18 protein-coding genes are annotated in these 17,986 nt (G+C 61.2%); 10 read left to right on the plus strand and 8 right to left on the minus strand.

Features of this window, described 5'->3' with window-relative positions:
- Nucleotides 1-39: 39 nt before the first annotated feature.
- Together ACVJGD_RS24525 and ACVJGD_RS24530 are read left to right on the plus strand one after the other, a co-directional pair.
- Nucleotides 40-462, plus strand: coding sequence for a PaaI family thioesterase (locus tag ACVJGD_RS24525; RefSeq protein ID WP_456636716.1), 423 nt, complete (start codon nt 40-42; stop codon nt 460-462).
- A 68-nt stretch (nt 463-530) separates the two neighbouring features.
- Entirely contained in the window at nt 531-1,547 is a 1,017-nt protein-coding gene (locus ACVJGD_RS24530; RefSeq protein WP_456636717.1) for an aldo/keto reductase, read from the plus strand.
- 49 nt (nt 1,548-1,596) lie between these two features.
- Here ACVJGD_RS24530 and ACVJGD_RS24535 read toward each other — a convergent pair whose 3' ends face one another.
- The 5 genes from ACVJGD_RS24535 to ACVJGD_RS24555 all read right to left on the minus strand — a co-directional run bounded on the left by ACVJGD_RS24535 (nt 1,597) and on the right by ACVJGD_RS24555 (nt 6,388).
- On the minus strand, nt 1,597-1,770 hold the full coding sequence (locus ACVJGD_RS24535; RefSeq protein WP_456636718.1) for a hypothetical protein: 174 nt from the start codon (nt 1,768-1,770) through the stop codon (nt 1,597-1,599).
- Nucleotides 1,767-3,167 carry an amidase gene (locus ACVJGD_RS24540; RefSeq protein WP_456636719.1) on the minus strand — a complete coding sequence of 467 codons (1,401 nt, stop codon included), beginning with the start codon at nt 3,165-3,167 and terminating at the stop codon, nt 1,767-1,769. The genes ACVJGD_RS24535 and ACVJGD_RS24540 overlap by 4 nt, the downstream gene beginning before the upstream one ends.
- Nucleotides 3,168-3,197: 30 nt before the next feature.
- Nucleotides 3,198-4,547: a TRAP transporter large permease gene (locus ACVJGD_RS24545; RefSeq protein ID WP_456636720.1), complete on the minus strand. Its 1,350-nt coding sequence runs from the start codon at nt 4,545-4,547 to the stop codon at nt 3,198-3,200.
- Nucleotides 4,544-5,143, minus strand: coding sequence for a TRAP transporter small permease subunit (locus ACVJGD_RS24550; protein ID WP_456636721.1), 600 nt, complete (start codon nt 5,141-5,143; stop codon nt 4,544-4,546). Before ACVJGD_RS24550 ends, ACVJGD_RS24545 begins: the two co-directional genes overlap by 4 nt.
- Before the next feature lie 117 nt (nt 5,144-5,260).
- Complete coding sequence (locus ACVJGD_RS24555) at nt 5,261-6,388, minus strand: TRAP transporter substrate-binding protein (protein ID WP_456636722.1); 1,128 nt, start codon at nt 6,386-6,388, stop codon at nt 5,261-5,263.
- 589 nt (nt 6,389-6,977) lie between these two features.
- On the opposite strand from ACVJGD_RS24555, the gene ACVJGD_RS24560 reads away from it, so the two are divergent.
- From ACVJGD_RS24560 to ACVJGD_RS24570, 3 genes are all read left to right on the plus strand, one after another.
- Nucleotides 6,978-7,310 (plus strand): hypothetical protein, encoded by a 333-nt coding sequence (locus ACVJGD_RS24560; protein WP_456636723.1) that lies wholly within the window; start codon nt 6,978-6,980, stop codon nt 7,308-7,310.
- Between the two features lie 344 nt (nt 7,311-7,654).
- The gene (locus ACVJGD_RS24565; RefSeq protein ID WP_456636724.1) at nt 7,655-8,692 is read left to right on the plus strand and encodes a glycosyltransferase; all 1,038 of its coding nucleotides are present in this window, start codon (nt 7,655-7,657) and stop codon (nt 8,690-8,692) included.
- Nucleotides 8,689-9,324, plus strand: a complete 636-nt coding sequence (locus tag ACVJGD_RS24570) for a class I SAM-dependent methyltransferase (protein WP_456636725.1) — start codon at nt 8,689-8,691, stop codon at nt 9,322-9,324. Before ACVJGD_RS24565 ends, ACVJGD_RS24570 begins: the two co-directional genes overlap by 4 nt.
- Here the strand turns inward: ACVJGD_RS24570 and ACVJGD_RS24575 are convergent.
- Nucleotides 9,321-11,093 (minus strand): hypothetical protein, encoded by a 1,773-nt coding sequence (locus tag ACVJGD_RS24575; RefSeq protein WP_456636726.1) that lies wholly within the window; start codon nt 11,091-11,093, stop codon nt 9,321-9,323. The genes ACVJGD_RS24570 and ACVJGD_RS24575 overlap by 4 nt on opposite strands.
- Before the next feature lie 127 nt (nt 11,094-11,220).
- On the opposite strand from ACVJGD_RS24575, the gene ACVJGD_RS24580 reads away from it, so the two are divergent.
- On the plus strand, nt 11,221-12,033 hold the full coding sequence (locus ACVJGD_RS24580; RefSeq protein ID WP_456636727.1) for a lytic murein transglycosylase: 813 nt from the start codon (nt 11,221-11,223) through the stop codon (nt 12,031-12,033).
- A 23-nt stretch (nt 12,034-12,056) separates the two neighbouring features.
- Here the strand turns inward: ACVJGD_RS24580 and ACVJGD_RS24585 are convergent, their stop codons facing one another.
- Complete coding sequence (locus ACVJGD_RS24585) at nt 12,057-12,968, minus strand: DUF3313 domain-containing protein (protein ID WP_456636728.1); 912 nt, start codon at nt 12,966-12,968, stop codon at nt 12,057-12,059.
- Between the two features lie 1,121 nt (nt 12,969-14,089).
- On the opposite strand from ACVJGD_RS24585, the gene ACVJGD_RS24590 reads away from it, so the two are divergent.
- The 4 genes from ACVJGD_RS24590 (at nt 14,090) to ACVJGD_RS24605 (ending at nt 17,400) form a co-directional block, all read left to right on the plus strand.
- A complete protein-coding gene (locus ACVJGD_RS24590; protein WP_456636729.1) occupies nt 14,090-15,130 on the plus strand; it encodes an alpha/beta fold hydrolase in 1,041 nt (346 codons plus the stop codon).
- Nucleotides 15,131-15,193: 63 nt separating this feature from the next.
- Entirely contained in the window at nt 15,194-15,829 is a 636-nt protein-coding gene (locus tag ACVJGD_RS24595; protein ID WP_456636730.1) for a Pr6Pr family membrane protein, read from the plus strand.
- Between the two features lie 45 nt (nt 15,830-15,874).
- Nucleotides 15,875-16,072 carry an alpha/beta fold hydrolase gene (locus ACVJGD_RS24600; RefSeq protein WP_456636731.1) on the plus strand — a complete coding sequence of 66 codons (198 nt, stop codon included), beginning with the start codon at nt 15,875-15,877 and terminating at the stop codon, nt 16,070-16,072.
- 332 nt (nt 16,073-16,404) lie between these two features.
- The gene (locus tag ACVJGD_RS24605; protein WP_456636732.1) at nt 16,405-17,400 is read left to right on the plus strand and encodes a hypothetical protein; all 996 of its coding nucleotides are present in this window, start codon (nt 16,405-16,407) and stop codon (nt 17,398-17,400) included.
- Between the two features lie 248 nt (nt 17,401-17,648).
- Here ACVJGD_RS24605 and ACVJGD_RS24610 read toward each other — a convergent pair whose 3' ends face one another.
- A complete protein-coding gene (locus tag ACVJGD_RS24610; protein ID WP_456636733.1) occupies nt 17,649-17,966 on the minus strand; it encodes a hypothetical protein in 318 nt (105 codons plus the stop codon).
- Nucleotides 17,967-17,986 lie beyond the last annotated feature (20 nt).

Genomic DNA, 17,986 nt, shown 5'->3' on the forward strand with positions numbered 1-17,986 from the left:
ATGACCTGATATCATGCCTCGCCGGACGGAACGCATCACATGACGAAACAGGCCGCGGAAAAGCTGAAATCCGACGGCTGGAAGATCATCGATACATCCGGCTTCCTGCATCTGGTCGGGCCGCTGTGGCAGCGCCTCGCCGGCGACGAGCATGAATATGCATTGATCACCGAGGACAAGCATCACAATCGCCGCGGCCTGGTGCAAGGCGGCGTGATCATGACCTTCGCGGACCGCACCTGCGGCATGACCGCCCGTTACGTCTCGGGCAAGCCGGCGCTGGCCACCGTGCAGCTCGACACGCATTTCGTGGAGGCGGGCAAGATCGGCGAAACCTTGATCTCAAGACCGCGCGTGGTGCGCTCGACCAGGAGCCTGATCTTCATCACCACCGAAGTGACCGTCGACCGGCGCTGCATCGCCATGGCGAACGGCGTGTTCAAGATATTGAAGAGCGAGTAGGCTCGGCACCCATCATTCCAAGTTCGGTCCTGTGGACCGCCCCTGAACGACGACCGGAGGAACAGACGATGCAGTACCGTCAACTCGGCCGCAGCGGCCTGAAGATTTCGCCGATCTGCCTCGGCACCATGATGTTCGGTGGCCCGACCGATGAGGCGACGTCGACGCGGATCATCGCAAAGGCGCGCGAGGCCGGCGTCAACTTCATCGACACCGCCGATGCCTACAATGCTGGAAATTCCGAGCAGGTGGTCGGCCGCGCGATATCCAACAACAGGCAGAACTGGATCCTCGCCACCAAGCTGGCCAATCAGATCGGCGACGATCCCAATTTCGGCGGGCTGTCGCGACGCTGGGTGCTGCAGGCGGCGGAGGCGAGCCTGAAGCGGCTCGGCACCGACTACATCGACATCTACTACCTGCACAAGGAAGACCACACGACGCCGCTGGACGAGACCGTGCGCGCGATCGGCGACCTGGTCCGGCAGGGCAAGGTGCGCTATTTCGGCGTCTCGAACTACCGCGCCTGGCGCATCGCCGAGATCTGCAACATCTGCGACCGGCTCGGCCTCGACCGCCCGATCGTGAGCCAGCCCTATTACAACGCGATGAACCGCATGCCCGAGGTCGAGCATCTCCCGGCCTGCGGCTATTACGGGCTCGGCGTGGTGCCCTATAGCCCGCTCGCCCGCGGCGTCCTGACCGGCAAATACCGCCCCGATGCCACCCCCGACAAGGATAGCCGCGCCGGCCGCAACGACACCCGCATGATGCAGACCGAGTGGCGGCCGGAATCGCTGAAGCTTGCCCAGGACATCAAGCAATATGCCGAAGCCCGCGGCATCACGGCCGCGCAGTTCGCGGTCGCCTGGGTCTTAAATTCATCCTTCGTCTCCGCCGTGATCGCCGGTCCGCGCCGGGAAGCGCAATGGGACGATTACGTCCGCGCGCTCGACTATCGCTTCACCGCCGAGGACGAGGCCCTGATCGACCGGCTCGTCGTGAGCGGGCATCCTTCCACGCCCGGCTACAACGATCCGGCCTATCCGATCGAGGGACGGCGCGCGCGGACGTCAGCGCCGTAGCGTGTCCATGTCGCGCGCCTGCGGCAGGCAGCACGCGACTCGCCGGAACTCAGCGGTGCGCGCCGTTTGCCGCCCGCAGCGATTGCACGAAATCGATCACCGCCAGAATCATCACACCCACAACAATGACGATGAGTGGAATGGCCTTGACCCAAGCCAACAGGATTCCGAGAAATGTCATCACAAGCCCAAGACCGATGATTCCGGTGATCAGATTGGTCATCGCGCTTTCCTTCTCTCCGCGCCGAGCACCGACTTCGATCGAGCGGTCGTGACTCCGCGCCGGCCACTGCGACTGGTGCGCCCGATATTGTTGACAATCCAGTGCGCGGTGCGCAACAGGCGCGCGTCGTTGCCGCGGCGGCCGACAAGCTGAACCCCCAGCGGAAGGCCGGCTTCGGACCTCATTAACGGCAAGCTGACGGCGGGCACGCCGAGATAGGTCCAGGCCGAGCAGAAAACCGGGCTGCCGGTCGTCTCGATTCCGGGCGCCACGCCCGGCGCAGCAGGCGTCAGAACAGCGTCGTATTCGTCGAATATAAGGTCCAGACCTCGATTGAGCGGCGTGATGGCGGCCAACGCATTGCAATAGTCAACCGCCAGATGCGTTCGACCGCGTTCGATCGCCTGCCGCAGCGGTATGCTGAGCTTGTCGTAACCTCGCTCGTAATCGCGGCGTAGATTGTGGGCCATATCAACTTCCATTATGGCACGGTGCATATCGACGACCTTGTCGAAGCTCGGCCCAAGCTCGACCTCGCTCGATGCCTCGCCCAAAACCTCGACAAGCTCGGCAAAGGCGTCACGCGTCACCGGCTCGGCCCGCTCCCAAACCGCAGAGCGGACGAAGGCAAATCGCGGCGGCAATGGCGGCTCGCTCGCCGCTATGGCTGAAAATGGCGGAGAAGCAACGGGCCGTGTGTCCAAATCCTCTTCGTCGAACCCGACCATCACTTCGGCCAGCAGGGCCACGTCCTCGACGCTGCGCCCGAACACGCCGACATGATCGAGCGTGCGCGACAGTTCAAGCGCGCCGCTGCGCGGAATGAGGCCGTGGGTGGGCTTGAAGCCGACCACGCCGCAGAAAGCGGCAGGGCGGATCACCGAGCCGTTGGTCTGCGAGCCGATGGCACCTGGCACCATCAGCGCCGCAACGGCCGCGGCGGAGCCCGAGGACGATCCGCCCGGCGTACGATCCGGGTTGTGCGGATTTCGGGTCTTGCCCGGATTGTAATAGGCATACTCGGTCGTCACCGTCTTGCCGAGGATCACAGCTCCTGCCGCGCGTAGACGCGCGACAGCCGCCGCATCGCGCCGCGGCGTGCGTCCGGCCCACAGCGCTGATCCGAATTCCGTCGGCATGTCGCCGGTGTCGAAGATATCCTTGATGCCCACAGGCACGCCATGCAGTGGGCCTGCAGCCTTGCCCTGCTTGCGGTGATCGTCAGCAGCTTCGGCCTGCCGCATCGCGTGGCCGCGATCGAGGAACGCCCACGCCTGGATATCGCGATCGACCTCATCGATGCGCTTGAGGCAGTCGCCGACAAGCTCCGCCGAACTGAACCGGCCGTCGCGGATGCCAGCCGCGGCCTCCGTGAGGCTCAGCGCATTGAGGTTCATGCGTACCCTTTCATCGGTCGACCGGGCCACTCACCGCGATCCATAGAGATAGCTGGGCAACCACAATGCAATGTCCGGGAAGATGTAGACCAGCGCCATGGTGAGGAAGACCAGGCCGACAAAGGGAAGCGCGCCGGAGAAGATGTCGGTGAGCTTCACCTCCGGCGGCGCCACACCCTTCAGATAGAAGGCGGCCATCGCGACAGGCGGTGTATTGAACGCCGTCTGCGTGTTCAGTGCGACCAGGATGCCGAAGAAGATCGGATCGATGCCGTACTGGGGAAGCAGCGGCAGGAAGATCGGCACGAAGATGATGATGATCTCGGTCCATTCCAGCGGCCAGCCGAGCAGAAAGATGATCAACTGGGTCAACAGCAGAAACTGGACCGGCGACAGGTTCAGCGAGGTGAAGAACTGCTCCACCACCGACTGTCCGCCAAGCACCGCAAACACCGAGGAAAACGTCCACGACCCGATGAACAAATAGCAGACCATGGCGGTGGCGCGCACGGTCAGATATACCGATTCGCGCAGCATCTCGTAGTTGAGCGAGCGATAGGCAGCGGCCAGGACGATGCTCATGAGGGCACCTACAGCGGCCGCCTCGGACGGCGTCGCCAAGCCAAACAGGATCGCGCCGAGCACCGCAACGATGAGCAACGCAAGCGGCAGGAATGACGTTGTGAGCGCCCAGATTACCTTGGTGAACGGCACGTTGGTCTGCTCGGGCGGCAGCTTCGGCGCGAGCGCGGGATTGATGATCGCGCGCGCCATCGCATAGAGGACGTAGAAAGCAGCCAGCATGAACCCCGGAAAGAACGCGGCCGCATAAAGCTTGACCGCCGAAACGCCGGCGGTAGCCGCATAGACGATCAGGAGAATGCTCGGCGGAATCAGGATGCCGAGACAGCCACCGGCGCAGACTACGCCTGCCGACAGCTTGGCGTCGTAACCGGCTCGCAGCATCGCGGGCAAAGCCAACAGGCCCATCAGCGTGACGACGGCGCCGACGATGCCGGTGGCGGTCGCGAACATCGCGCAGGTGATCAGGGTGGCCACCGCAAGCGCGCCCGGCACGTTCTTCATCGACAACTGCAGCGAGTAGAACAGCCGATCGAGAATGTTTGCGCGCTCGACCAAATAGCCCATGAACAGGAACAGTGGGACCGCGACCAGCACGTCGCTGGACGTGACCTCGAACGTCTTCTGCACCAGAAGCGTGAAGATACGATTCTGGAAGAAGTCCTGGCCGGCGGTGTAGTAGGCATAGTAGCCGAACGAGACGCCCATCGCCATCAGCGTGAAGGCGATCGGGAAGCCGAGCATGATGATGAAGATGAACAGGCCCAGCATCAGCATGCCGAGTTGAGGATCGGTCATGCCCCTGCTCCCTTCTCGTCCTGCGCGGCCGCCTGCTGCTGATGTTCGCGGATGATGATGCTTTCGGTCTCCTCGACGTCGTGCAGGCGCTGCGGCCATCGGCCTGTGCGGATGCACAGCACACAGCGAATGATTTCAGCGAACCCTTGCAGGAACAGAAGGAAGCCGGTGAGCGGGATCAGCGCTTTGAGCGGAAACACCGGCACGCCGGCCGGACTGAAGATGCTGACCTCGCGGAAGCGCACCGACATCTGGGCATAGTTCCAGCCCGAATACATCAACGCCGCGATCGCCGGCAGAAAGAACAGAATGTAGAGAACAAGGTCCATCGCCGCCTGGGTGCGCGGCGACCAGAGGCGGTAGACCACGTCGGCGCGCACATGGCCGTTTCGCGAGAGCGTGTATGCGCCGGCCATCAGAAACATCGCGCCATAGGTGATGTAGCTGATGTCGAAAGCCCAGGTGGTCGGCGCACGCAGCACGTAGCGCACGAACACCTCGTAGCTGACACCCAGCGTAAGAACGAGAATCAGCCAAGCGAACGCCTTGCCGACCCAGGTGCTGAGCTCATCGATGAAAAACAGAAATTTCGTCATGCGAGTTGAACTCGCTTCGCGCAGCACATCCGGATATCCCCCCTCCCAATTCGTGGCTGGACGGCGCTTCAACTGCGCCGCCCGTCATCATGCAGCGTCTGCGCAGCGCGAACGCTGTCAGACCTTGATCACGCCCGGGAAGTGATGCTCGAACGCGCCGCGGTAATCCGTCGCGTTGTACATGTTGTAGTAAACCACGCGGCGCACCCATTCCTTCTGCGAGTCCATCACCTTCTTCATGAACGGGTCCGAACCGAGCTGGACGATCAGACCGTCCCACGCCTTGATCTGCGCGTCGAACACCGACTTCGGCGTCCGCAGGACGTTGACCTTGTCCTTGTTGATCAGCTCCTGGAGGTCCTTGGAATAGTAGTCCATGGCTTTCCACTCGTTGGCGGAGGACGCGGCTTCGGCGGCATATTGCAGGATCGCCTGCTGTTCTTTCGGCAGGGCGTTGAACTTCGTCCGGTTGAACATGATCTCGAAGTATTCCGTCGCCTGATGGTGGCTGCCCATCATGTAGTTCTTGGCGACATCCTGCGCGCCGAAGCGCCGGTCCGAGGTCGGATTGTTGAACTCGAACCCATCGATCACGCCGCGCTCCATCGCGGGCACGATTTCGCCGCCAGGAAGCTGCGCAACGGATGCCCCCATCGCCTGGAAGAGATCGGCGGCAAGGCCCACTGTGCGATACTTCAAGCCCTTGAGATCAGCGTCGCTCGTGATGGGCTTCTTGAACCAGCCGAGCGGCTGGGTCGGCATCGGCATAGCAAAGAAGCTCTTGATGTTGACGTTCATGATCTTGGTTTGCAGTTCCTCGAACAGCTCCTTGCCGCCGCCGTTGTGGATCCAGCCGAGGCCTTCGTTGGCGTTGAAGCCGAACACTGGGCCTGTGCCGAACAGCGAGGCCGCCTTGTGCTTGCCGTACCAGTAGACCGTCACCGTGTGTGCCGCGTCGATCTGGCCACCATGAACGCCGTCGAATACCTGGAACGGATGCACGACCGAGCCGCCGACCAGATAATCTATGCGCAGCCGGCCGCCGGCCATTTCGTTGACGCGCTTCACATAGTCTTCGGCCATCTCGTTGAAGACATCGGCCTTGCCCCACGAGCCCTGCATCCTCATCGTCGTTGTCTGCGCCCGGCTGACTTGCGGCATGGCGATGGTGGCGGCGCCGGTAGCACCGGCGGCGAGCAAGAATTTTCGACGGCTTGTCTTGGTCTTTTCAGACTTTACGGTCATGGACGTCCTCCCTGGCGGCGTTGTTGTTCGAACGGCACTTAAGTGCGCTTTTCGTTGTTGGCCGCTGGAGATATGCCGTATTCCAGCGACTTTCATCACAGTCTGGACGCATTGCCAGCATCCGACAAGCAGCGCGATGTCGCATTTTAGTCTTAGGCGATCCCGTTTGGGCTTTCAGCAGCCGGATATTCAGCCGTCTGTCGCAGCGCAGCAAAGCAAAGGTGCAGACGGCGTCTCCTCGTTTTCGTGAAGCTGCCGGCCGCGTCCTGTCGCCGCCGGCGCTCTATCCGAAGAGCGTCGCGCCGAAGCAGGTCATGCTGAACCAGATCTTGTCAGCCACTACGGCCCGCCGATCGTCATCGTCTGCATCGTGCTTGATGCATCTTTGGCCCGGCCTGACGCTGTGGCTTCCGAATTATCTGGACCGGGTTGAGGCGCAAGGAAGCCGGCGGACCAGCGCCTCGTCAATGAAGGCCCGTTAATGAATATGAACGTTTATTCAAGGACTTAGGCGGGGATTTATTGTCGCACTCCGGAACGCACAAGGCTCGTCGTCATTGGTCCTCCACACGACAACGGGAGTGCTCGTATGAAGAAGTTGCTTATCGCGATGGCAGTTGGCGCAGCCGCATTGGTTGGCGGATCAGCCGCAAATGCCGCAGACAACGGAGTGAAGGCGAAACACGGAGCCGACGCGACGCAGTCGTCGACCGATTTCAGTTCGCAACGTCGGCACTGGCATCACCATCACCACTGGGGCCACCGTCACTGGGGCCATCGCCACCACTGGGGCCATCGCCATCACTGGCGCCACGGCTACCATCGCCCGTACTACAATAGCTACGGCTACTATGGACGACCGTATTATGGCGGCCCGAGCGTAACCTTCGGTTTCGGTGGAGGCGGGTATCGCGGTTGGTAAATACAAGAGCCCGCCGCAAGGCGGGCTTTTTCTTTGAGGGCGCAGGGGTCCCGACATGTCATGCTCAACGAGATTGTTGGGGCATCTCTTCGGTCGTTGCGCACAGCCGGGACGAGATCGCCATTGCGAACGGAGCGACTGTCCGCCAAAACCTCGGCGAATACCGAAGCAATCCCTCCCCCCTTGTGCTGACAGTTCGATTGCCGCGGCGCTTTGCGTTTCGCAATGACGGAGCGAGGTGGGCTGGGCGCTGCTCATCGTCATCATCTGCATTGAGGATAGCGGCTGCCGCAGGCATCACTTTTGGTTGTGCAGGCTCGCGTTGAGATGGTAGACGTCGCGGCATGGGCGACGTTGTTTTTCTATTTCCTTCCTACCGGCCGACGGCCATCTTCCCTGGGTTGCTGAACTCGCTTCGGCAGTTGGATGCCTCCACACCGATTGTGGTGGTCGATGACGGAAGCGACCCGGCCCATGCGAACGTCTTTGAAGCCGTCAAGGCCGTGCCGGACGTGACGCTGCTTCGGAACGCGGTCAACCTGGGAAAGGGCGCGGCGCTGAAGCATGGCATGAACCATATCCTGCTGGAGCATCCGAATTGCATCGGCGCCGTCACGGCAGATGCCGACGGCCAGCATTCGGCGAAAGACATCGTCCGGCTCCGGGACGAGCTTCGTCGGCAGCCTGACCTCGTGATTCTGGGCTGCCGCGACTTCGGCAAGGACATCCCGTTCCGGAGCCGGTTCGGCAATGTTGTTTCCCGCTACGTCTATCGGCTGCTGCTCGGGCTCAACCTTTCGGACACCCAGACCGGCCTCAGAGGCATTCCGCGCAGACTGATGGCTGCAAGCCTTCATATTCGCGCAAACCGCTACGAATACGAGACCGAGCAGTTGATCGTCGCAAAGCAGGAAAGCCTTGCGATGCGCGAGATCCCCATTCAGACGATCTATATCGATGACAATCGCGCCTCGCACTTCAATCCGGTCCTGGACTCCTTCCGGATCTATTTCGTTCTTCTCCGCTACGCGATTTCCAGCATTGCGACTGCTATCGCCGACTTCATCGCATTCTATGTGCTGACGAACAGCAATGTGCCGGTGCTCAGCGCAAATATGGGCGCCCGTGGCCTTGCGCTCTGGATCCAGTTCATGCTGCTGAAGAAGTACGTCTTCAAGAGCAAGGCGGGGCTGGCTACCTTTGCCGCGTATGTTGCGTATGTATTTTGCTCGGGCTACGTCTCGTCGGTTGCGCAGATCCAGTTCACCACGCACATCGTGCAGTCGCCCTTGCTGGCAAAGGCCGTCGTCGAGCTGGCGATCTGGATCTTCAATTTCATGTTCCTGCGCGACATCATCTTCCGCAGATGGAGCGAGGCTTGAGGCCCACCCACACAGATTGGAACAGCTATTACGCGAGGCCGTACAAGACCGCGTCGCTCACCCGCAGATACACAGCTTCCGTGCTGGTGGACCAGATCCGGGCGCATGGCGGATCAGCAGCCAATATTCTCGAGCTGGGCGGTGCCAATAGCTGCTTCATCGACAAAATCCTGACGGAGGTGGGCCCGGCTCGTTACGACGTGATCGACAGCAACCGCCTTGGCCTCGATCTGCTCAAATCACGTTATCCGAATGATACGCGCGTGACGGTGCAGCAGGACGACGTGCTCGCGGCTTCGCCGGCACAAGGCGTGTATGACGTTGTCTTCAGCGTCGGATTGGTCGAACATTTCAGCCCTGAGGGCACGGCTCGCGCCATCCAGGCCCATTTCAACTACCTGCGCGCCGGCGGGACCGCGATCATCACGTTTCCCACGCCCACCTGGCTCTATCGTTGCGTTCGCGCGCTGGCCGAAGCCACGAATAATTGGATCTTCCACGACGAGCGGCCCCTGCAGTTGCAGGAGTTTCAGCAGGCTGTCAAAGGTCTGGGCCGGATCGAGTCCTCTCGTATCCTGTGGCCGCTCGTTCTGACCCAATACTGTGTGGTGACACGCAAAGGCCAAACCTAGTCAGAGGCTCGCTCGAAGACCAGGAACCCAGGCTCGCTTGCCTCGTTCACCTTGCGATAAGCCGTCGAATTTTCCGTCGCTCGTATGAACTCCACTATGGTGGGATGAGTTGACTCGGGCGGAAACACGATGGCCTTGCACCGCTCCGACCTGTTGAAACGCTCGACGAAGGCGCCGGTCAGTGGCTCTGGATAATGGAAGAATTGGATCTGGTCGCGAAAGGGGCCAACCGCAGAAATTGTCCGGACGTACCCATCTGACTCGAAGACGGAGCAACCGCTTTCCAGCAATTCGCCGATCTTCTGATTGAACTCAATGCCCCTCCCCCCACGCAACTGATCTTTGGCGAATCTCTGTTTCAATCCGTTGTCGTCCAGAGCCAATGGCAGCGTAAGGCCGAGTGACAGGGCAGCCACGCCGATGATCACGGCTCTGTCGGTCACTACGCGCTCGTGCAGCGAACGGACGGGTGCAGCTTCCAATAGGCGTACCGCGGCATAAGCGGCGACGAAGGCGCTGACCAGGAAAAACCCGAGCACATTGCGCAGATCATAGCTTGCCGTATTCGCCCACATTCCTACTCCGATCAGCAGAGGTAACAACAGCCATCGGGCTCGCGGCAAGAGCGAACAGAGGAGAAAACCGGCAAGAATCATCACCCGAAAGACGATGGTGAAGCTGGTGCTGAACAGCTCGAATGCTCTTGAAAGCCGCTCCGAAAGCTCCGTGACCGGATAGTTCGGCATCGAGCGCACCGTCAGATGCATATAGCTCATGGCGTAGGCCGCGGCGAAGACGAGCACGAGGCCGATGACCGCAACAATGGTCTGCTTCCGCTTGGCCGGCGATAGATACCTGACCGCGTCGGTGCAGACGGCCGCCAGGACGGACAACGCGAACAAACCGTAAAGCGGCTTGGTGGAAGTCGCTATCAACAGCATAGACAGCGAAAGGAGCGGAAGGGCGGGCTGGTCATTATCGGTTTGAGGCCTGGCACCGCCAGAGAGGAACAGCAAGATTCCGCAGAAGCAAAAGACCGCAGCCACCCAGTCCGGGTAGCCTATCTGGAGGGTTTGCCTCAACCAGGGCTGCCGGATCTCGGCGATGAACCAGACATACACCACCAGCGCCGCCGTCGGAGCGAGCGCGGAAATGCGGCTCAGTATTCCGATCGTCAGCACAAGAGGGGCGATGATCAGCACGATGTAAACGTAGAACGCAAAGTACTGGATATCGGATCCGGTGCAGATGTACGTCACGGCCCACAAGGTGGAAATGAACTGCGGATAGCCGTAGGACGCCGTCGGGAAGCTGCCTTCTGCCCAGATCAGCGACCATACGTTCCAACTGACTGAGACATCGCCGCCATGGAATACGTTGGGAACGCCATGCTTCCAGATGTTGAAGTAAGTGAGGGCAACGACGACGATGGCGCCCAAGAGCCAGCCCGTTTCCGATCGCGAGATTTCCGACGCGCCCCGCAGACGCGGCATGGTTCGGGCGCGCCGCAGCATCGTGTAGAGCAGGCTGCCCACCGTCACCGCGGCAAATATGCGATACGTCAGAAGCGGATTCAGATGGAGCTGAGCGACAAGGGTCACCACGAGATAGTTTGTGGTCAGGCTGGCCAGAATCACCGTCAGCCATCTCTGCGAGAAATCCGTCAGAGAGAGATTGTGAACAAGCGCTGCTCCAGGAAGAATGAAGACAAAAAGCAACGCGGCCAGGCCATTCAAATAAATAGGCGCGGCCTCGACCAGGCCAACCATAAGGTGCTGCGATCCCTGCCAAACGTTGAAGATGCAGCGCCTTATCGCATGCCGCGCTCGCGGGGGCAATTCGCGGGTCCGCCAATTTTATGCTTAAATCAATGTCTGGCGACCAACGGAGTTCGAAATGACCAGGAAACTTGCAACCGCTACCCTCATCGCTTTGGCGATGCTGGCGCCTTTCGGCAGCATCGCGAAAGCCGCGCAATGCGGTAACGGCCCGGGCGGTTACGAGGCCTGGAAGGCGGAATTCGCCCGGGAGGCGAGCGGCAAGGGCATCGGACAGACCGCTGTCGCCGCCCTGATGCAGACGCACTATGCGAGCGCGACCATCGCCGCCGATCGCGGCCAGCGCAGCTTTGGCCTGTCGCTCGACCAGTTTCTCGCCAAGCGCGGCGCCTCGACCATCGTCTCGCGCGGCCGCTCCCTCAAGCAATCCCACGCGGCGCTGTTCGCCTCGATCGAGCAGCGCTATGGCGTCCCGCCGGGGCCGCTGATCGCGATCTGGGGCATGGAGACCGGCTTTGGCAGCCAGCGCGGCAATCAGCACATGCTGTCGTCGATCGCCACGCTTGCCTACGATTGCCGCCGGCCTGAGTTCTTCACCGATCAGCTCTACGCCGCGCTGAAGCTCATCGATCGCGGCGCGCTGTCGGCCTCGACGCGCGGATCGATGCATGGCGAGGTCGGCCAGACCCAGTTCATGCCCAAGAACATCCTGGCCTACGGCACCGGCAATCTCGACGTGGCCGCCAACGCGCTGAACTCGACCGCCAACTTCCTTAAAGCCCACGGCTGGCGCGCCGGCGCGGGCTACCAGCCCGGCGAACCCAACTTCGCGGCGATCGAAGCCTGGAATGCCGCCGGCGTCTACCAGAAGGCGATCGCGATCATGGGCCGCCAGATCGACGGGGGAGGCGGCGCGTCGGCAGCCCGGTGACATCATCTCGCTATTGAGCCTGGCTATTGAGCCTGGGCGGTCGCCGTGCCCGCCTCGGGCACCTTGTCGTTCCAATCCGGCGGCACGCCGATCGCTCCGCCGACCAGGCCCGCGATGCCCGGCTCGCGGCCGAATGCTTCGCAAGCCGCGTATTTCGGTGCGCCGCCCGCCCATGACTGGATGCGATCCATGGAAGGCGGTTTTGCGAGGTTTCCGAACGGAGTCTTGCCGGTGACCAGCATCCGGCTGAAATCGTCGCCGAACGCGCTCGCCAGCTCGTAGGCGTCGCCCGACGGAGAAACGCGCGCCGAACCGGAGAGGGCATTGGCGCCGCGCCCCCAGAGCATGGCGGCTTCCTGCTTGCCGTCGCGCGCCCGCGCCTCCGCCTCGACCGACAATGAGCCGAGGCCAATGGGAATGCGAGGGACCGGCACCGGCACGCCGGGCAGCAGCACGGTCTTGGCAACGGATGCCCCTTTCGAAGCCGCCACCGCCTTTTCGTCGGTCGGGGTCATCACCGTGATCAGCGAATGCACGGTGAGATCGGCATCGTCGTTCGCGGCCACCACGGTGAAACGTTCGCTGAGGCCGGCGCAGAGGGAGCGATCGATCGCGTTGGCAACCAATCTGCGCTCCTGGTCCGTGATCCCCTCCACCTTTGCCTTCTCGGCAATCGTCGCGGGGATGATCCGCACGGTGCGTGCCGTCATCACCTGATCTTCATGCACATAGAGCTTTGACTTCGTGAGCACGCCGTCGGAGGGCTGGAGCTGACCATATGATGTCAGCGAGCCGCCCTGATCCAGGGCCACCGTCGCACACCCGGACGTCAGGCAGGCGGCCGTCAACGCCACCGCAACCCGCAACGTGGCGTAGCGGGGCAAATCTCGCATCCGCCATCGGAGCACCTTGGGTAGCAGGCGATGAACGACCATCTGGCAGTCCTGTTTCTGACGGCAATGCTGACACCGTCAGATGCACGGCCGATTGAGGCGGAGATATGCCCTACTCAATACAGATCGATGATTGCGAAATCCTGTCGCAACCGCTGCCGGTATCGTGGTGGGATTGGCTTGTGCTCGACGCCTGCGATTCTCTCACGCCTCACGCCGACGTCGTCCCGTCGAAAGACGGGACCCATAACCACAGGCGGTGGCCATGGCGCGAGCAAGCGGTTGCAGAGGTGTAGGGTGGGCAAAGGCGCACTTGCGCCGTGCCCACCATCCAGCGCCGCACTCGCGAGGGTGGGCACGCTTCGCTTTGCCCACCCTACAGCGTTGCCGCGAGTCATGATGCAAATTTCAAACAGCGGGGGGATGTGCGCTCGCATTCTCGCGGCATGACATGCCCGAGGTTTGCGTCCGTTTCACCCTCCTCAATCAGTAGAGGGCGCAGGGAAAGCCGGGTGCCGGTCGCACCCGTGGGCCCCGTGCAACAAAAAGCACGGGGGTAGGACCACAGGTCAACCGGAGCAACACCGGCTTTCCCTGCGCGATGGTTTACGGCTTACTTCGTGCTCTTCCCGGTGACCGGGCTTTCTTGCCACCGTCGTCTAGTGCGAACTTGTTCGCACGAAACTTAGCGCCAGCGTCGGGGCGCCAGAACCACACGACTTCGCCGTCCGCAGAATGTCACGCTCGTCAGTCGTGATATCAGCGTCCACCGCATCTCACCGCACGTTCGTGACGATCGCGAGCCGCCCCTCATTTGGGTGAGACGCGCGGAGTCATAGTGCTGATTTGCCCGACGGGTTAAGCGATTTATTTTTCGCGAGAGGGATGGACAGACTTTTGGTGATTTGCCCGTCGGGTTGTTTTGTCGCAGCTCGCGCCTCGACACACGCTGTCATTCCGGGGCGTCCGAAGGACGAGCCCGGAATCCATTTCGCCGCTTGCGCCCGCGGATGAATGGATTCCGGGCTCGCGCTTCGCGCGCCCCGGAATGACGGCGTGAGCGGTCGGATGATCACAAACAAATCATCGCGAGCCTTCTGGATAGCGTCGCAGTGCTGCGTTAGTCCGAGGCCGCCTGATGCTCCAATCTGCAGGATTGCCCGATGATCCGTTTTGCTGCCCTGTTCGCTCTCGCATTGACCACCGCTGTGAGCTTGAGTTCGCCGGCCTCCGCCGCCGATGACGGGCCGGCCTATGGGCCGGAGCTGCAGGGCTTCGAATATCCCTTCCCGGTTGAGCGCTATCGGTTCTCTTCGCAGGGCCAGGAACTGGAGATGGCCTATCTCGACGTGAAACCGCCCGCCCCGAACGGCCGCACCGTCGTGCTGCTGCACGGGAAGAATTTCTGCGCCGCCACCTGGGAAGGCTCGATCAAGGCGCTGACGGCGGCCGGTTATCGGGTGATCGCGCCCGACCAGATCGGGTTCTGCAAATCCAGTAAGCCCGAGCGCTATCAATTCACGTTCCAGCAGCTCGCAGGCAACACCCGCGCGCTGCTGGCCTCACTCGGCATCGAGCATTCGGTGATCATGGGCCATTCGACCGGCGGCATGCTGGCGATGCGCTATGCGCTGATGTATCCGGCGGCCGTCGATCAGCTCGTGCTGGTCGATCCGATCGGCCTCGAGGACTGGGCGGCCAAGGGCGTGCCGTGGCTCAGCCTCGATGGCTGGAACGAGCGCGAGAAGCGGGTGACCGCCGACACCATTCGCGCCTACGAGCGGGCGACCTACTATGCCGGCACCTGGGATGCGTCGTACGAACCCTGGGTGCAGATGCTGGCCGGCCTGTATCGCGGTCCCGGACGCGAGACCGTGGCGTCAAGCTCGGCGCGACTCTATGACATGATCGCGACCCAGCCGGTGTTCTACGAATTCGAGCGCATCAAAACGCCGGTGCTGCTCCTGATCGGCGACAAGGACACCACCGCGATCGGCAAGGACCTCGCGCCGCCGGACGTTCGCTCCAAGCTCGGCAACTATCCCGTGCTCGGCAAGGAAGCGGCCAAACGTTTCCCGCACGCGCAACTGATCGAATTCCCCGATCTCGGCCACGCCCCGCAAATCCAAGCGCCAGCCCGCTTCCACGACGCCGTGCTGGGATGGCTGCAGCATCCGGAGACCGGAGCGATGGTGACGAAGTAGCGGGGGTCGGGATGGCCGCCAGTCCGAGCGCAATTGCACGTCAGCAGAACAGGACACGAGATCATGGCGGACGTCGGTGCCGAACTGGAACGCGGGTGGGCGCGTGCCCTCGCCGGGCTCATTGCGGTGGCCGCCTGGGTCGGGATCGGCCTGCAGTTCCACGCCCTCGCGGATGGGCCTGCGTCTTGGCCGGCCGTTCTTTGGAGACTGCTCGGCTACTTCACGATCGTGACGAATCTGCTCGTGGGGGTCGTTTTCACCGGCGTCGCGACGCGGACGGGTTTCGGGAGGCCCGGGCTTTTGGCCGGAACCTTGCTCAACATCCTCTTGGTCGGTGTGGTTTACGGCCTCTTGCTGCAGGGCCTGCACAAGCTCACGGCGGGCGCGCAGCTCGCGAACATTCTGATGCACCGCGTGACGCCCGTGCTGGTGTCGGCGTTCTGGCTGGCCTTTGTCCGGAAGGGGACGCTGACGTGGCGCGCCCCGCTTCTTTGGGCGCTCTATCCGCTCGGCTATCTCCTCTATGCCCTGGGACGCGGTGCGATCGAAGGGCACTATCCCTATCCCTTCATCAACGTCGTCCAGATCGGCTGGCCGGAAACGCTGCGCAACAGCGCACTCATCGCACTAGGGTTCGTCGTCGCTGGCGAGGCTTTGGTCTGGCTTGATCGTTGGCTGGCGGGAAGAGCAAAGCCCTAGATTGTGAATCGATTAGGCGCGCGTGCAACACGCCGAGGAGCAGCCATGAGCAACGATGAAAGACCGACGCTCGGCAATTATCCCGCGCTCGGCAAGGAAGCCGCCAAGCGCTTCCCGCACGCGCAACTGATCGAATTCCCCGATCTCGGCCACGCGCCTCAAATCCAGGCGCCAGCCCGCTTCCACGACGCCGTGCTGGGATGGCTGCAGCATCCGGAGACCGGAGCGATGCTGACGAAATAGCGTGGAGAATAGCAGCATACACAAGTCGGTGGGGTGGGGTTAGCCGAACCCACACTCCGCTGTTTCAACACTCGAAGCGCAAGCCGTAACCCACCATCCTTGGCGCGACGCCGGTGAACGGCGGACTACGCTTTCCACCCCCGCTTCTTCGAGCTACGGCGGAACACTAATCCAACCTGCGGCCCTTCGCGGCTGGCCTCATCACAACGTCATTCGACTCGTGCCACCGTGAGAACAGATACGAAACATCGGGTAGATAGATGGTGCGGGTGGACGGTTCCGCCGCAATGTAGGATTGTAAACGTTCTGCTTTTCGGATTCGGGGGGATCGTGTGGCTGAGAACGCGGGTGAAGAGAACCGCCAAAGGTTCCAAGTCGCCTATGTCGGCGACATTGACAGCGACCACAGCATGGATGTTGAGGCGCTGGCTCCTGCACTCTTGGCGTTTGGGAAGCTAATTAGAGCAGCAAACGCCGAGTTGAATCAGAATCGGGCAACGATAAAGGTCCTCGTTGACTCAGAGTTTGAGCACAAATGCTTCCTCATCAATTTCGAGACGCTTCAAATCGTCTTGGATCAAGTTAAGAGTTTCCTGAACGATGAAGGCGTCAAGCATGCTGGCGACGTTCTGCAGAAAATCGGCGTTCTGGGCGGCACCATCGCAACCGGAGTGTTTGGATACTTGAAATGGCGGAACGGCCGCAAGGTTGAATCCATGCAAGAGGTAAAGGATTCGCCGAGCGCTGTCGTCATTAAGCTCGAAGGCACGGGGCATACACTTCAAATTGGGAAAGATGTTTTTCGACTGGCGCAAAATCCCGAAGTCTTGGAAGCTGTCGAAGGCACGCTCGCGCCGATCAAAGATCGCAAGGAAGCGCGCGCAATTGAATTTCGCAAAGATAACGTACCTCTAACTACCTATCGAGAGGAGGATATCAACGCGATCGTCGCATCGTGTGAAGACCCTGGCGGCGCAGAACCTACCGAAGAAGAGGAAGAAGAGGAGCCAAGAACAGTCACAGCGGTGCTGTATACTCACGGCCCCGTCTTCGACACGAAGGCGGCCAACTGGCGCTTCTTATATAAGAGGAAGCCAATCTATGCCGACATTCGGGCGACAACGATCGCGAAAGACGCGGTGAAGCGCGGCGGATCGTTTATGAATGATCGCTATAAGGTGAAGATGGAAGTCACGCCGCCGACGACTGATGACGGCACGCCTCACTACAAAATAATCGAGGTTTTGGAGTTCACACCAGCCGAGCAGCAAATCACCATGAAGCTCCGCAGCAGCGGGCGAAAAAAGACCATCAAAAAACGAGCATAACGCTTCAATAAGGCTGCCTCTTTCAGGAAGATTTCGTCGTTAGATCAACCTCACTAGCGCAGCCATCACCGATTGGCGCGAGTGATGGCGGATTGCGCTTTTCACCTTCGCTGTTCGAGCTGCGGTGCAAAGCTAATTCCCTTTTCGGCCCTGCTCGTGTGCCCTTCCCTCTTCCAGCACGTGGAGATGCCCCTCGCTACGTGACAAGCCTGTCCGTGCAAGAATGGAGTCGCAGCATTGGAGCATGATCATCGGCGGCAGTTTGGATCCACCTCAGGACATGGATTAGGCCCGACCAATCCAGCACCGTTGAGGATCAGGTGTATTGCCGCAATAACCGCAGCTGCCTCGAAGAACTTGGTCGTTCCCGTGCGTTCCTCAGGGCTCGTCCTCAACCACCAGAGAGCCGCCGCGGCGAAGGCGATCACTCCAAATACAATTGCGGTCGGACTGACCCACTCGCAACTGGTGAGATAACAATTCTGATGGACGGCCTGCCAATTACTCAATTTGAAAACGTTGCCAATGGCAATGAAGGCCCATGCCAGCCATGGCTTCTTGAACATAGCGAAACCCCTCCTTTGAA

This window comes from Bradyrhizobium sp. USDA 10063 (assembly GCF_054063735.1).

Excerpts from the sequence above, each read along its gene's own strand:
- ACVJGD_RS24525 (WP_456636716.1), top strand. The coding sequence starts at position 40 with ATGACGAAACAGGCCGCGGAAAAGCTGAAATCCGACGGCTGGAAGATC.
- ACVJGD_RS24530 (WP_456636717.1), top strand. The coding sequence starts at position 531 with ATGCAGTACCGTCAACTCGGCCGCAGCGGCCTGAAGATTTCGCCGATC.
- ACVJGD_RS24535 (WP_456636718.1), bottom strand. The coding sequence starts at position 1,770 with ATGACCAATCTGATCACCGGAATCATCGGTCTTGGGCTTGTGATGACA.
- ACVJGD_RS24540 (WP_456636719.1), bottom strand. The coding sequence starts at position 3,167 with ATGAACCTCAATGCGCTGAGCCTCACGGAGGCCGCGGCTGGCATCCGC.
- ACVJGD_RS24545 (WP_456636720.1), bottom strand. The coding sequence starts at position 4,547 with ATGACCGATCCTCAACTCGGCATGCTGATGCTGGGCCTGTTCATCTTC.
- ACVJGD_RS24550 (WP_456636721.1), bottom strand. The coding sequence starts at position 5,143 with ATGACGAAATTTCTGTTTTTCATCGATGAGCTCAGCACCTGGGTCGGC.
- ACVJGD_RS24555 (WP_456636722.1), bottom strand. The coding sequence starts at position 6,388 with ATGACCGTAAAGTCTGAAAAGACCAAGACAAGCCGTCGAAAATTCTTG.
- ACVJGD_RS24560 (WP_456636723.1), top strand. The coding sequence starts at position 6,978 with ATGAAGAAGTTGCTTATCGCGATGGCAGTTGGCGCAGCCGCATTGGTT.
- ACVJGD_RS24565 (WP_456636724.1), top strand. The coding sequence starts at position 7,655 with ATGGGCGACGTTGTTTTTCTATTTCCTTCCTACCGGCCGACGGCCATC.
- ACVJGD_RS24575 (WP_456636726.1), bottom strand. The coding sequence starts at position 11,093 with ATGGTTGGCCTGGTCGAGGCCGCGCCTATTTATTTGAATGGCCTGGCC.
- ACVJGD_RS24580 (WP_456636727.1), top strand. The coding sequence starts at position 11,221 with ATGACCAGGAAACTTGCAACCGCTACCCTCATCGCTTTGGCGATGCTG.
- ACVJGD_RS24585 (WP_456636728.1), bottom strand. The coding sequence starts at position 12,968 with ATGGTCGTTCATCGCCTGCTACCCAAGGTGCTCCGATGGCGGATGCGA.
- ACVJGD_RS24590 (WP_456636729.1), top strand. The coding sequence starts at position 14,090 with ATGATCCGTTTTGCTGCCCTGTTCGCTCTCGCATTGACCACCGCTGTG.
- ACVJGD_RS24595 (WP_456636730.1), top strand. The coding sequence starts at position 15,194 with ATGGCGGACGTCGGTGCCGAACTGGAACGCGGGTGGGCGCGTGCCCTC.
- ACVJGD_RS24600 (WP_456636731.1), top strand. The coding sequence starts at position 15,875 with ATGAGCAACGATGAAAGACCGACGCTCGGCAATTATCCCGCGCTCGGC.
- ACVJGD_RS24610 (WP_456636733.1), bottom strand. The coding sequence starts at position 17,966 with ATGTTCAAGAAGCCATGGCTGGCATGGGCCTTCATTGCCATTGGCAAC.